This is a genomic window from Mesorhizobium sp. B2-7-2, from assembly GCF_006440775.1.
In the GTDB taxonomy this organism is placed as follows: Bacteria; Pseudomonadota; Alphaproteobacteria; order Rhizobiales; family Rhizobiaceae; genus Mesorhizobium.
This window is the reverse complement of the sequence record NZ_VFTZ01000002.1, coordinates 63503-76280: the sequence shown is the minus strand read 5'-3', so window position 1 is coordinate 76280 and position 12778 is coordinate 63503. Positions and strand designations below refer to the sequence as shown.

At 63.7% G+C, this 12778-nt stretch carries 16 protein-coding genes; 6 read left to right on the top strand and 10 right to left on the bottom strand.

Annotation, left to right across the window (positions count from 1 at the left end; genetic code table 11):
* Positions 1 to 70: 70 nt before the first annotated feature.
* The 4 genes from trxA to FJ425_RS03175 all read left to right on the top strand — a co-directional run bounded on the left by trxA (position 71) and on the right by FJ425_RS03175 (position 1989).
* Complete coding sequence (gene trxA, locus FJ425_RS03190) at positions 71 to 394, top strand: thioredoxin (RefSeq protein ID WP_095767992.1); 324 nt, start codon at positions 71 to 73, stop codon at positions 392 to 394.
* A 131-nt stretch (positions 395 to 525) separates the two neighbouring features.
* Entirely contained in the window at positions 526 to 807 is a 282-nt protein-coding gene (locus FJ425_RS03185; protein WP_027166948.1) for a cupin domain-containing protein, read from the top strand.
* Between the two features lie 54 nt (positions 808 to 861).
* On the top strand, positions 862 to 1626 hold the full coding sequence (locus FJ425_RS03180; RefSeq protein ID WP_140721699.1) for a sulfite exporter TauE/SafE family protein: 765 nt from the start codon (positions 862 to 864) through the stop codon (positions 1624 to 1626).
* A 96-nt stretch (positions 1627 to 1722) separates the two neighbouring features.
* A complete protein-coding gene (locus FJ425_RS03175) occupies positions 1723 to 1989 on the top strand; it encodes a type II toxin-antitoxin system VapB family antitoxin (protein ID WP_140633600.1) in 267 nt (88 codons plus the stop codon).
* Between the two features lie 196 nt (positions 1990 to 2185).
* Here FJ425_RS03175 and FJ425_RS03170 read toward each other — a convergent pair whose 3' ends face one another.
* The 6 genes from FJ425_RS03170 to FJ425_RS03145 form a co-directional block, all read right to left on the bottom strand.
* On the bottom strand, positions 2186 to 2506 hold the full coding sequence (locus FJ425_RS03170) for a VOC family protein (RefSeq protein WP_246673450.1): 321 nt from the start codon (positions 2504 to 2506) through the stop codon (positions 2186 to 2188).
* Between the two features lie 53 nt (positions 2507 to 2559).
* Positions 2560 to 3885, bottom strand: coding sequence for a folylpolyglutamate synthase/dihydrofolate synthase family protein (locus tag FJ425_RS03165; protein ID WP_140633597.1), 1326 nt, complete (start codon positions 3883 to 3885; stop codon positions 2560 to 2562).
* A 254-nt stretch (positions 3886 to 4139) separates the two neighbouring features.
* A complete protein-coding gene (gene accD, locus FJ425_RS03160) occupies positions 4140 to 5066 on the bottom strand; it encodes an acetyl-CoA carboxylase, carboxyltransferase subunit beta (protein ID WP_140633594.1) in 927 nt (308 codons plus the stop codon).
* A 95-nt stretch (positions 5067 to 5161) separates the two neighbouring features.
* Positions 5162 to 6001: a tryptophan synthase subunit alpha gene (gene trpA, locus FJ425_RS03155; protein WP_140633591.1), complete on the bottom strand. Its 840-nt coding sequence runs from the start codon at positions 5999 to 6001 to the stop codon at positions 5162 to 5164.
* Between the two features lie 2 nt (positions 6002 to 6003).
* Positions 6004 to 7254 carry a tryptophan synthase subunit beta gene (trpB, locus tag FJ425_RS03150; protein ID WP_140721696.1) on the bottom strand — a complete coding sequence of 417 codons (1251 nt, stop codon included), beginning with the start codon at positions 7252 to 7254 and terminating at the stop codon, positions 6004 to 6006.
* Between the two features lie 26 nt (positions 7255 to 7280).
* On the bottom strand, positions 7281 to 7940 hold the full coding sequence (locus FJ425_RS03145; RefSeq protein WP_140633803.1) for a phosphoribosylanthranilate isomerase: 660 nt from the start codon (positions 7938 to 7940) through the stop codon (positions 7281 to 7283).
* A 110-nt stretch (positions 7941 to 8050) separates the two neighbouring features.
* Here FJ425_RS03145 and FJ425_RS03140 point away from each other — a divergent pair, with 110 nt between their 5' ends.
* Complete coding sequence (locus FJ425_RS03140) at positions 8051 to 8266, top strand: hypothetical protein (protein WP_140633585.1); 216 nt, start codon at positions 8051 to 8053, stop codon at positions 8264 to 8266.
* 316 nt (positions 8267 to 8582) lie between these two features.
* Here FJ425_RS03140 and FJ425_RS03135 read toward each other — a convergent pair whose 3' ends face one another.
* From FJ425_RS03135 to FJ425_RS03120, 4 genes are all read right to left on the bottom strand, one after another.
* The gene (locus FJ425_RS03135; protein ID WP_095767984.1) at positions 8583 to 9341 is read right to left on the bottom strand and encodes a M48 family metallopeptidase; all 759 of its coding nucleotides are present in this window, start codon (positions 9339 to 9341) and stop codon (positions 8583 to 8585) included.
* A gap of 120 nt (positions 9342 to 9461) precedes the next feature.
* Positions 9462 to 9941: a DUF2852 domain-containing protein gene (locus tag FJ425_RS03130; protein ID WP_140633582.1), complete on the bottom strand. Its 480-nt coding sequence runs from the start codon at positions 9939 to 9941 to the stop codon at positions 9462 to 9464.
* Positions 9942 to 10057: 116 nt separating this feature from the next.
* A complete protein-coding gene (locus FJ425_RS03125; RefSeq protein WP_140633579.1) occupies positions 10058 to 11200 on the bottom strand; it encodes a benzoate/H(+) symporter BenE family transporter in 1143 nt (380 codons plus the stop codon).
* On the bottom strand, positions 11200 to 11973 hold the full coding sequence (locus tag FJ425_RS03120) for an alpha/beta hydrolase (protein WP_140633576.1): 774 nt from the start codon (positions 11971 to 11973) through the stop codon (positions 11200 to 11202). Before FJ425_RS03120 ends, FJ425_RS03125 begins: the two co-directional genes overlap by 1 nt.
* Before the next feature lie 213 nt (positions 11974 to 12186).
* Here FJ425_RS03120 and infC point away from each other — a divergent pair, with 213 nt between their 5' ends.
* A complete protein-coding gene (gene infC / locus FJ425_RS03115; RefSeq protein ID WP_095767981.1) occupies positions 12187 to 12723 on the top strand; it encodes a translation initiation factor IF-3 in 537 nt (178 codons plus the stop codon).
* Positions 12724 to 12778: the final 55 nt, after the last annotated feature.

Below are 12778 nucleotides of genomic sequence, written 5' to 3'. Positions count from 1 at the left end.
AGAACTGCTTGAAGATCGCCGCCACTACCACCACATTTGGTGCAACCCGAGTTTTCGAAAGGATTTCAGCATGGCCACCGTCAAGGTCGACAAGGGCAATTTCCAGGCCGATGTGCTCAACGCCAAGGAGCCGGTCGTGGTGGATTTCTGGGCGGAATGGTGCGGCCCGTGCAAGATGATCGCGCCGGCGCTGGAAGACATCGCCAACGAGCTTGGCGCGAAGATCAAGGTCGCAAAGCTCAACATCGACGAGAACCCGGAGCTTGCCGCGCAGTACGGCGTGCGCTCGATCCCGACGCTGATGATCTTCAAGGGCGGCGAAGTCGCCGACATGAAGGTGGGCGCCGCGCCGAAGACCGCGCTGTCGCACTGGATCAACGGCAGCCTCGCCTGAGCCAATCTGAAGTTTTCAAGATCCAAGCCCGGCCATCGCGCCGGGCTTTTCTTTGGCGTCATGGCTCGTTGCGCTCTGGCTCTCGCCTGCGGGCACTCCGTGTTCTCTGTTCGCAGGAAAGGGAGAGCTCCATGACCGGAACCGCCAAGGCCACAGTTCACGTCGACAATGAGCGCGTCATCGTCACCGAATATCGCTTCGCGCCGGGCGCCAATACCGGCTGGCATCGCCATGGCCACGACTATGTCGTCGTGCCGCTGATGGACGGCAAGGTGAAGCTGGTGACCAAGGACGGCGAATCCTTCGCCGAGATGAAGCAAGGCGCGCCCTATTTCCGCCGGGAGGGCGTCGAGCACGACGTCATCAACGCCAATGACGGCGAATACGCCTTCATTGAGATCGAGCTGAAATAGGCCGGCCGTGATTGCCGGCTTGCACGTTTCCTTTCCGGCCTCGTGCGGGATGTCGTGACTGTAGCGCATCTCCTCGCCTTTGCCGGTTTTGCGGCCGTGGCCGCTTATGTCCAGACCCTGACAGGCTTCGCTTTCGGCCTGGTGATGATGGGCGCGATTGCGCTTGTCGGCTTGCTGCCGCTGCCCGACGCAGCCGCGATGGTCGGCATGCTGACCCTGGTCAACGCCACGCAGATGCTGATCCAGGGCGGCTGGCGCGAGATTGCGCGCCGGGAGCTGCGGCTTATCCTGGTCGCAAGCCTGCCTTCGCTGCTCCTGGGGTATGCTCTGTTGGAATGGCTGGCGGATACGCGGGCCGACCTGCTGAAAATCGGACTCGGCCTGGTCATCATGATGTCCAGCCTGCAACTGGCCATCAGGCCTGCCGGCTTGGCAAAACGGTCACCGGACGCGAGTTTCGTCGGCTTCGGTGTCGTTTCGGGCCTGATGAGTGGGCTGTTTGCGACCGGCGGCCCGCCGCTCGTCTATCATCTCTTTCGCCAGCCAATGCCGCATGTACAAATCCGCGAAACGCTGGTCACCGCTTTCGGCGCCGCGCAGGTGGTGCGGCTTATCCTGGTGGCGGCAAGCGGCAACCTGCCGGCCATGTCGCCTGTCGCGCTCGTCCTCGCCATACCGGCTGTAATGCTGATGACCTATTCGGCGCGCCGCTGGCCACCGTCATTGTCGCAAGGGACAATGCGAAAGATCGTCTTTGTCCTGCTCTTCCTGTCAGGGCTCTCGCTGGCGCTGCCCGCCGCTCTGCATCTTGCCGTTTAGGGCGCTCCAGGAAAGGCGGATGGTGGCTAGCAATCAATTGCCATTTTGATTGCGTGCTTCGGCGGGCCTATGTTTGGTCAAAACGGAGTTTCTCATATGGCCGAACCACGGCTCTCAGTCCGTAGCGCGAAAGCACGAGATCTTGCTCACCGACTTGCTCGTCGGGAAAATCGCTCCATAGCCGATGTGGTCGAACGCGCGCTTGAATCCTATGAAATCCGGGAAGCGGGACGCGAACCGGTGTCCAGTTTCTACGCTCGCCTGGCGACTGAGAGCGGCGCAGACATCGATCTGGACAAAATCATCCGAGAAGACCGCGAGTTGGCGCCGCCGGCAGAATTTGGACTGATCAACCAGCTATAGCGCACCGCGTTGAATCGGATGCAGGTGACGCCTCTAAGTCTTTGTTGATGCGTGTCGTTCTCCCAAAGCGCTGCTCACTTTGGTCGACATGCATTAGTCACCAGTCGGCGACATGGTCGCCGCCGGTGAATTGCGCGCTTTTGGCGGTGTATTCGAACAGCTCGATCTTCACGCCGTTGGGGTCGGCGAGCCAGGCCTAGTATGTGTCGTCGCAGGCGAGCTTTTTCGGCGTGACCGCGACGCCCTTCGACCGGATATGAAGGATCGCCGCATCGATATCTTCCACCTCGAGGCAGAAGTGGTTGATCTGGTTCGCCTCGCTGTAGCTGGATTCACGTTTCTCGAACACCTCGACATGGCTGCGGCCGCCGCAGTCGAGATAGAAGCCGAAGATCTTGCCGTCGCGCAGGAAATTGAACCGCGTGTCCATGCCGAGCACGTCACGATAGAAGCGACGCGTCGCCTCCAGGTCGTGCGCGAAGATGCAGACATGAGCGAGCTGCTTCACCTTGATCATGGCCGGTTCCTTTCGGCCCCCGCCGAAATCCGCGATGCTGTCCCGGTTTCGGCTCAGGTCGGCGGCGTGCCGTTCTGGGCCAGCACGGCGCCGGCGAAATAGAGAGAGCCGCCGATCAGGATGCGCGGCGCCGGGCCATCCCAAGAGTCGCGCAACAGCATCAGCGCGTTGGCGACGGAGCTGACCGGCTCGGCCGACAGGCCGGCCTCTTCGGCACGCAATGCCAGCTCGTCGTTGGGAACGCCGGCGTCGCTGCTGGTCACCGGCACGGTGTAGACATGGCGGGCAAGCCCCTTGAAGGCACTGAAATAGCCGGTCTGGTCCTTGGTGTTGATCATGCCGGAGATCAGGACCAGCGGCCTCGGGTTCTTTTCCTCCTGCTCGGCCAGCGCCTCGGCGACGACGATGCCGGCGCCGGGGTTGTGGCCGCCGTCCAGCCAGATCTCGGCGCCCTTCGGCGCCAGTTCGACCAGCTTGCCCTGGGTCAGCTTCTGCATGCGTGCCGGCCAGGCGACATGGGTCATCGCCCGCTCGGCGGCGCGGTGGCCGATCTCGAAGCCGGCCGCCTTGACGGCGGCGATCGCCGCCGCGGCGTTGGCGTATTGATGGCGCCCCGGCAGGCGCGGCGAGGGCAGGTCCATCAGCCCGTCCCCGTCCTGATAGACCATGCGGCCGTTTTCCTCGAAGGCGAGGAAATCCTGGCCATAAACCACGGTCGGGCAATCCAGCCGCTCGGCCGACTCGATCAGCACCTGAAGCGCGGTGTCGCTTTCCTGGGCGCCGATCACCACCGGGCAGCCGCGCTTCATGATGCCGGCCTTCTCGGCGGCGATCAGCTCGACCCGGTCGCCGAGATAGGCTTCGTGGTCCATCGATATCGGCATGATCACCGAAACCGCCGGCCGCTTGATGATATTGGTGGCGTCGAAGCGGCCGCCGAGGCCGACCTCGATAATCGCCGCCTCCGCCGGATGCTCCGAAAACAGGATGAAAGTGACGGCGGTGAGGATCTCGAAGACAGTGATCTTCTGGCCGCCGTTGGCCTCGGCGACACGCGCGATGGCCTCGGCGAAAATATCGTCCTCGACGAGCTTGCCGCCGCCTTCGGCCGCCAGCCGGTAGCGCTCATGCCAGTTCACCAGATGCGGCGAGGTGTGGACGTGGACAAGGTGGCCGGCGGACTCAAGCAGCGCGCGCGCGAAGGCGGCGCAGGAGCCCTTGCCGTTGGTGCCGGCAATGTGGATGACCGGCGGCAGCCGATCCTGCGGATTGCCGAGACGCTCGAGAAGCCCCGTGACGCGATCCAGCGAAAGGTCGAAGCCTTTCGGATGCAGCGTCATCAGATGTTCGATTTCGCGTTCGGCGGAAAGCGTTGTCATGATTGGAATCCTAGAGCGGTTCATCATCTCATGGAATGCAGAACCGCTCTCTCTTTTTTGTTGGCGCAATTCCGAACGGAAAACCGTTTCACATTTCCTGGAATTGCTTTGGCGGGCGGTTCCCGAAACCGGGAATCGGTTCGAACGAGCCGTGCGCAAATCAGAGGCTACAGCACGCAACAGGCGGCGCAACTCGCGGTTCGCGGCGAGCGATGTCGCGCCAAGCCGATATACCGCTTCAGGCCGACATCGCGTCAGGCTTGCGGCCGCGCCTCGGCATTGACCACCGCCGGCGGCAGGATCTCCGGCTCCAGCGGCTTCTCGGCCTCCGGCATCTTGAGCAGCATCTTCAAGAGACGGGAAATGGTCCTGCGCATCTCGAGGCGCGACACGACCATGTCGACCATGCCGTGCTCCATCAGATACTCCGCGCGCTGGAAACCGTCGGGCAGTTTTTCGCGGATGGTCTGCTCGATGACGCGGGGTCCGGCAAAGCCGATCAGCGCCCCAGGCTCGGCGATGTGAACGTCGCCCAGCATGGCGTAGGAGGCGGTGACGCCGCCGGTGGTCGGGTTGGTCAGCACCACGATATAGGGCAGGCCGGCTTCCTTCAGCCGGTCGACGCCGATCGTAGTGCGCGGCAATTGCATCAGCGACAGGATGCCTTCCTGCATGCGCGCGCCGCCGGAAGCAGCGAACAGGATCAGCGGCCGCTTGCGCTGCAGCGCGACCTCGAAAGCATGCACGATGGCTTCGCCGGCGGCCATGCCGAGCGAGCCGCCCATGAAGGCGAAGTCCTGCACCGTGACGATGACCGGCAGCCCGTCGATGGTGCCGGCCCCGTTGAGGATCGCATCCTCGAGGCTGGTCTTGGCCTTGGCTTCCTTCAGGCGGTCGGTGTAGCGCTTCTCGTCGCGGAACTTCAGCGGGTCCTGGACGACCTTCGGGTTTTCCAGCACCTCGTATTTGCCGTCGTCGAAGAAATATTTCAGCCGCTCCTTGGCTGAGATCTTCATGTGGTGGCCGGAAGCCGGGATGACGAACTGGTTGGATTCGAGATCCTTGTGGAAGACCATCTCGCCGGTCTCGGGATCCTTGATCCAGAGGTTTTCCGGCATGTCGGTGCGCCGGCCGAGCATCGAATTGATCTTCGGGCGGACGTAATTGGTGATCCAGTTCATGACTTCGGCTCCTGTCCTGGAAAGGACTTCAAGCAATTCCAGGGATAGTCTGTGGCGGTTTTCCGGCCGGAATTGCTCAAGAACAAATAGTCGGGCTATTCGGCCGCAGCAAGGCGGGCCGAACGGACGCCCTGGGCAAGACCGCTGACCAATGTGGCGACGGCTTCGGCGGGATCGGCTGTTTTCTCGCCCTTGGGCCCGAGCACATTGGCGACCGCATTGACAATCGCGGTGCCGACGACGACGCCGTCGGCATTGGCGCCGATCACACGCGCCTGCTCGGCGGTCTTGACGCCGAAGCCGACGCAGACCGGCAGGTCGGTGTGGCCCTTAATGCGGTTGACAGCCGCGGCTACCTTGCCCGTGTCGGCCAACGCCGAGCCGGTGATGCCGGTCATCGAGACGTAGTAGACGAAGCCGGAGGTGTTTTCCAAAACCTTGGGCAGGCGCTTGTCGTCGGTGGTCGGCGTCGCCAGGCGGATGAAGTTGACGCCGGCCTTCAGCGCCGGAACGCAGAGCTCCTCATCCATCTCCGGCGGCAGGTCGACGACGATCAGTCCGTCGATGCCGCTCGCCTTGGCGTCCGTGAGGAAGCGGTCGACGCCGTAGATATAGATCGGATTGTAATAGCCCATCAGCACGATCGGCGTCTCATTGTCGCCGGCGCGGAAGTCGGCCGCCAGCTTCAACGTCTTGACCAGGGTCTGGCCGCCCTTCAGCGCGCGCAGACCGGCGGCCTGGATCGCCGGGCCGTCGGCCATCGGGTCGGAGAAGGGCATTCCCATCTCGATAATGTCGGCGCCGGCGATCGGCAGCGCCTTCATGATCGATAGCGAGGTGTCGTAGTCCGGGTCGCCGCCCATGAAATAGGTGACCAAAGCCGGGCGGCCTTCGGCCTTGAGCTTGGCCATACGCCGGTCGATGCGGGTGGTCATTGTCAGATCTCCATGCCCAGCATGTTGGCCACAGTGTGCACGTCCTTGTCGCCGCGGCCGGACAGATTGACGATGACGATCTGGTCCTTGTCCATTGTGGGCACGATCTTCATCGCATGCGCGATGGCATGCGCCGATTCCAGCGCCGGGATGATGCCTTCGACCCGAGTGGTGAGCTGGAAGGCTTCCAGCGCCTCGTCGTCCAGGATCGGCTCATACTGGACGCGACCGGAATCACGCAGCCAGGAATGCTCGGGACCGACGCCCGGATAGTCGAGGCCGGCCGAGATCGAATGGCCGTCGAGAATCTGGCCGTCCGAGTTCTGCAACAGATAGGTGCGGTTGCCGTGCAGCACGCCGGGCTTGCCGGCATTCATCGAGGCGCAATGCTCGACGCCGTCGAGGCCGCGCCCGCCAGCCTCGATGCCGGTGATGCGGACATCCTTGTCGTCGAGGAAGGGATGGAAGAGGCCGATGGCGTTGGAGCCGCCGCCGACGGCGGCGACGATCACGTCCGGCAGCCGGCCTTCCTGCTCCAGAATCTGGGAGCGGGCTTCCGTGCCGATCACCGACTGGAAGTCGCGCACCAGCTCCGGATAGGGATGCGGGCCGGCGGCGGTGCCGATCAGGTAATAGGTGTCCTCGACATTGGTGACCCAGTCGCGCAAGGCCTCGTTCATGGCGTCCTTCAGCGTGCCGTGGCCGGCCGTGACCGGCCGCACCTCGGCGCCGAGCAGCTTCATGCGGAAGACGTTGGGGCTCTGGCGGGCGACGTCGGTGGCGCCCATGTAGACGACGCAAGGGTAACCGAAGCGCGCCGCGACGGTGGCCGAGGCGACGCCATGCTGGCCGGCGCCGGTCTCGGCGATGATGCGCTTCTTGCCCATGCGCTTGGCGAGCAGGATCTGGCCGAGGCAATTGTTGATCTTATGCGAGCCGGTGTGGTTCAGGTCCTCGCGCTTGAAATAAACCTTTGCGCCGCCCCCAAGGCCCTTGGCCGAGGAAACCTCACGAAGATGCTTTGTGAGGCCCTCGGCGAAATAAAGCTTCGACGGCCGCCCGGCATAGTGGGTCGACAGGTTCTGCAGCTCGGCCTTGAACTCCGGATCGGTCTTGGCCTTGTTCCACTGCTCTTCGAGATCGAGGATCAGCGGCATCAGCGTCTCGGCGACGAAACGGCCGCCGAAAATGCCGAACATGCCCTGCTCGTCGGGTCCGGTGCGGAAGGAATTGGGCATTGCCGGCTTGTTCATCGCCGATCTCCTGATGTGAATTGCATTCAGGCGGCGCGGTCGTCGCGCGCGGCCCTGGCGGCCCGGAAAAACTGCTCGATCAGCGCCGGATCCTTGACGCCCGGAGCGCTTTCCACGCCGGACGAAACGTCTATTCCGGGCGGATTGGCCTGTCTCAGGGCATCGCCGATATTGGCGGCGTTGAGCCCTCCGGAAAGCATGTATTCGAGCCCGGCGTCAAGGCCGGCAAGGATGCGCCAGTCGAAGGCGACGCCGTTGCCGCCAGGCAGTTGCGAGCCCTTCGGCGGCTTGGAATCCAGGAGGAAGCGATCGGCGATGCCGATAAAGGGTTTTATGCGATCGATATCCGCCGCCTCGCTGATGGGCAGCGCCTTCATCACCGGCAGGCCGTAACGCGCCTTGATCTCGGTAACGCGCTCAGGCGTTTCCGAACCATGCAATTGCAGCATATCGGGCTGCATTTTCGCGACGATCTCGTCGAGAAAGGCATCATCGGCGTCGACGCTGACGGCTGCCGCCAGGGCCTTGCCGCGTGCCGCTTGGCGCAAACGGCCGGCCTCGGCGGGCTCGACATAGCGCGGGCTCTTGGCGAAGAAAATAAAGCCGACATGGCTGGCGCCGCCGGCAAGCGCGGCGGCCATCGCGGCGTCGGTCTTCAATCCGCAGATCTTGATGTCGAGCGTCATGGCGCGGGCTTGGCACGAAACGGCTAAAGAGTCGAGAAAAAGCATGCTGTTGCCGGTTCTGCGGAAAACACTACGTTCATATAGAAACCACAGGCGGGAGCAGGATAATCATGGCCGACCGGACCGTCGCCGAACTCAAGCAGAAGATCGCGCAGGCGCGCGAGGTGATCGTGCATCTTATGGACAAAGCCGCCTTCAACGGCGCCGAGGCGCACCGCGCGCTGGAATATTTCGGAAGCGATGCCTTCGACCGGGATTTTCTGCCGTGGCCGCATACCGAGGAAGGGCTGCGGCCGGAAGAGCTGAACGCGGCGAATGATGATTGAGGGCTTTCGCCGGCGAGGAAACCGCGCGGTCGTCATCCTAGGGCGGAGCGACGCGAAGCGGCGCGCAGACCCTAGGATCCATTCCGTTACGCCGGCCGAATAGTGCCGCGGTCGAGAATAAAATGCCTTTCCGAGACGCCTACCTCAATGCAAAGCGACTTTTGGACCGTTGCGGCGCTCACGCGTCACGGCATGGATTCTAGGGTCTGCGCGCGTCGCTTCGCTCCTTGCTCCGCCCTAGAATGACGACGCTGAGATGACTCGGCTAATCTCCAGCGTTGCTCGGCTAGCGGCGGCGCCCCGCTCGCTAGCCACCCTACTCAAACACAATCGCCTGCAGCGCCCCGCCGTTGCGCTTCAGCCAATCCTTGCAGCGGTCGGTATCCGGGCAGAGTTTTTCGCACAGCTTCCAGAATTTCGGGCCGTGGTTCATCTCCTTGAGATGCGCCACCTCATGCGCCACAAGGTAGTTAATCACCGCCGGCGGCGCCATCATGATGCGCCACGAGAAGGAGAGATTGCCCTCCGAGGTGCATGACCCCCAGCGGCTGGAGGTATCCTTATACCTTATCGCTTTGGCACGCTTGCCGATCGTCTCGGTGTGCTTGATCACCAGCCTCTCGATTTCCTTCTTGGCCTCGCGCTTGAGGTAATCGCCGATGCGGCGCGGCAAATGGATGCGCTCGCCATGGACGATCAAGAGCGGGCCGCGATCGTCGCGCGCGACGGTGACGGTGCCGCGCCTCGAGGGCTCGTGCACGATGCGGTGCGGCACGCCGCGGATCGGGATCCGGATGCCGGGGCGAACCTGCGGCCTCGTCGGCACCTTGGCCAGCCGCTGCTCCAGCCAGTCCTGGTGGCGGTCGAGGAATTTCTCGACCTCGCCGCGGCGCAGGCCGGGCGGCACCGTGACGCGCAGGCCCTGGCCGCCGGAATCGATGCGCAGCGTGAGCCGCCGGGCCCTGGCGCTCTCAACGATCTTGAGCGGCAGCGTGCGGCCGGCGACGCAATGCTCGCGCTCGACGACAGGCGTGGGCTTTGGCTTGGTCAGATTGCGAAGGAAGCCGAGGGTCATGGCTGGACGATACGCGATTCGAAAAAAACGGCCAGTGGAGGGAAGCTACATAGGGAACAAAAAAGAAACGGCGCCGCTAAACGCGACGCCGCATATCATACCGAGACGTGTCGCCGGATCTCAGTCGTCGAGCAGGTTGGTACCTTTACCACCCTCCGGACCCGCCTTCTCGTTCGAGCCGGTCGAGGTTGGCGCGGTCGACTTGTTGCGGTTGGCCATGAAGCGGTCGAACTCTTCCTGGTCCTTGGCTCGGCGCAGTTCGCGGGCGTACTCGTCGAACTCGGAGAGCATCTCGTCGAGCTTGCGGCGCTCCTCGGCGAGGCGCTCCAGCTCCTTCTCGCGCCAATCGTCGAAGGCGACGTTGCCGGTGCGGGCCGAGCCGTGGCCCCAGCGGGCCGCCTTCTCGGAGCGACGACGGCAACCGGCGAAGATGCCGTCTGTGGTGCGGTTGACGTCGCGCTTGAAGCCTTCCAACCGATCGCCCCAGATGATGTAGGCGAGCATGGCCAAGCCGAGCGGCCAGAACACCATGAAGCCGATGACCATCAGCGCGATGGTGGCCGGCGTCCAGGCCGGACGGATCAATGCACTTGTGTTCATTTTCTCCCAATCCTTCCATTGGAGACAGCCAAACCGGCTGCGTGGAATCGAAATGGGAAGGCGAAATCGGCGATTCAAGGCAAACCCCGCCAAAACCGGCGAAGCATCTGAAATGATTATCGCTTTTTGAGCTTCTCGAGGAAAAGCACCGCCATTCCGGCGACGAGCCCCCAAAATGCGGCGCCGACGCCGAAGAGCGTGAGCCCCGAAGCCGTCGCGGCGAAGGTGACGGTGGCCGGCATGCGTTCGGCCTCGTCCTTCAGCGCGATCGACAGCGCGTTGGCCAAGGGCGCCGTCAAGGCGAGCCCCGCGACCAGCACGATCAGGCTTTGCGGCAGGACGGCGAAGATCGCCACCAGCGAGGCGCCGAAGATCGCGAAGATGAGATAGGCGAGCGCGTAGAACGGCCCGGTCTTCCAACGTTCGGCCGGGTCGGGATGGACATCGGGGCCGGTGCAGATAGCGGCCGAGATCGCCGCGAGATTGGTGGTCGCGGCGCCGAACGGCGCCGAGAGCAGCGAAAATAGACCGGTGACGCCGATCAGCGGACCGGGCTCCGGATGGTAGCCCGCGGCGCGCAGCACCGCGAGACCGGAAAGGTTCTGCGAGGCCATGGTGACGAGATAGAGCGGCAGGGCAAGGCCGATGATCGCCGATGCGGTGAATTGCGGCGCAATTAATGTCAATGTCGACAGTTCCGGCGCCGGCAGGTTGCCGACGCGGCCGGTGAGGAAAGCGGCGAGGCCGCCGCCGATCAGCACCACCAGCACCGATAGAGCCGGATTGAACAGGCGGATGATGAAGAAGGCGGCGATCAGCGGCAGGATCAGCCAAGGGTCGGCGGGAATAGCTTTCACCGCATTGACGGCGAAGCTGACAAGGATGCCGGCCAGCATGCCGGACGCGACCGAGGCCGGGATTTTCGCGATCAGCCTGGTCAACGGCTTGAACAGGCCGGTGGCGACCAGAAGGACGCCGGTGACCATGAAGGCGCCGACGGCCTGCGGCATCGTAAACCCGCTGGAGGCCGCGATCAGCGCCAGGCCGGGCGTCGACCAGGCGGTGATGACCGGCATCTTGGTGCGCCAGGAGAGCCACAGACATTCAACGACCATGGCCAGGCAGATCGCGGTCACGCCGCTCGCAGTCTCGATCTGCGTGGCGCCGACCGCCTTGGCGGCGGCGATGACCAGGGCCAGCGTGCCGCCGAAGCCGACGATCGCCGCGACGAAGGCGGATATCGGGATGGAGATGCGCATTATCCGGCCGCCCGCTTGACCATGTCGCCTACGGCCCGCTTGAGCATGTCGAGATCCTCGGGGCGGGACAGGCGATGGTCGCCGTCCGGGATCAGCGACAGCGTCACATCGTCGGCCGGCAGCATGGATGCGAGCTTCAAGGCATGGCCGGACGGCACGTCCGGGTCGGCCAGGCCCTGCAGGATGTGCACCGGGCAATGGGTGTCGATCGGCCCGGTCATCACCCGGTTGGCGCGGCCGTCCTCGATCAACGCGCGCGTGTAGATATAGGGCTCGTCCGAATAGTCGGACGGCTCGGCGAAGAAGCCTTTTTCCTTCAGATCCTGCCGCTGCGCGTCGGTCAGCACCGGCTCGATCAGCTCGACGGTGAAATCAGGCGCCGGGGCGAGCAGCACCAGGCCGGCAATCCTCGTGTCGCCCGCCTTGCGCAATTCCTGCGCCATGCGCAAGGCGATCCACGCCCCCATCGAGGAGCCGACCAATACCTGCTTGCCCTTGCTGAACCGGCGAAAGACGGCGAGGCTCTCGGCCAACCACTTCGAGATCGTACCGTCGGCGAATTCGCCGCCCGACTCGCCATGGCCGGAATAGTCGTGGCGCAGACAGGCGCGGCCTTCGCTCGCGGCCCAGGCGGCAAGCGTCTGCGCCTTCGTGCCCTGCATGTCGGACTTGTAGCCGCCGAGCCAGACCACGCCGGGCGTCGCGCCCGGCATCTGCCTGACGGCGATGCCCGACCCGTCCACATCGATGAAAACCGGAGCGCTGGCGGCCATGAGCTTGTCCTTCCCGCCGGTCTTTTGGCACAGGCGGTGGTTCAACGAAAAGTGCTCGCGGCGTTTCTTTGCTTGGTGCAGACAATTACCAGGCAGCAGGTGATTTTGCGGCGCGGCTATGCTATTGACTCACGCCCCGCGCTCCCCACATAGGCGCGTCCACCTACTTTTGTCTAAAGAACCCAGAACGAAACGGCCGAGGAGACCACGACCATTCGCAGACCTTTCAAAGCAGCGGCACCCACCAAGGACGGGCCGCGCTCCAACCGAGACATCCGGGTGCCCCGGGTCCAGCTTATCGACGCCGACGGCCAGAACCGAGGCGATGTTTCCATCAACGACGCGTTGCTGCTGGCCGAAGAGGCCGGGCTCGATCTCGTCGAGATATCGCCCAACGCGGTGCCGCCCGTCGTCAAGATCCTCGATCTCGGCAAGCTGAAATACGCCAACCAGAAGAAGGCGGCCGAAGCGCGCAAGAACCAGAAGGTCATCGAGATCAAGGAGATCAAGATGCGCCCGAACATCGACAGCCATGACTACGAGACCAAGATGAAGGCCGTGCGGCGCTTCTTCGAGGAAGGCGACAAGGTCAAGCTGACGCTGCGCTTCCGCGGCCGCGAGATGGCGCATATGGAGCTCGGCATGCAGCTTCTGAACAAGGTGCGCGAGGAAGTTGCGACGATCGCCAAGGTCGAGGCGGAGCCGAAGCTCGAAGGCCGTCAGATGATGATGGTTCTGGCGCCGCGCTAAATCCCGCCAAAATTAGGGTGCAAGGCGTCCCGACGATCGGCGGGGCGCCTGTTTT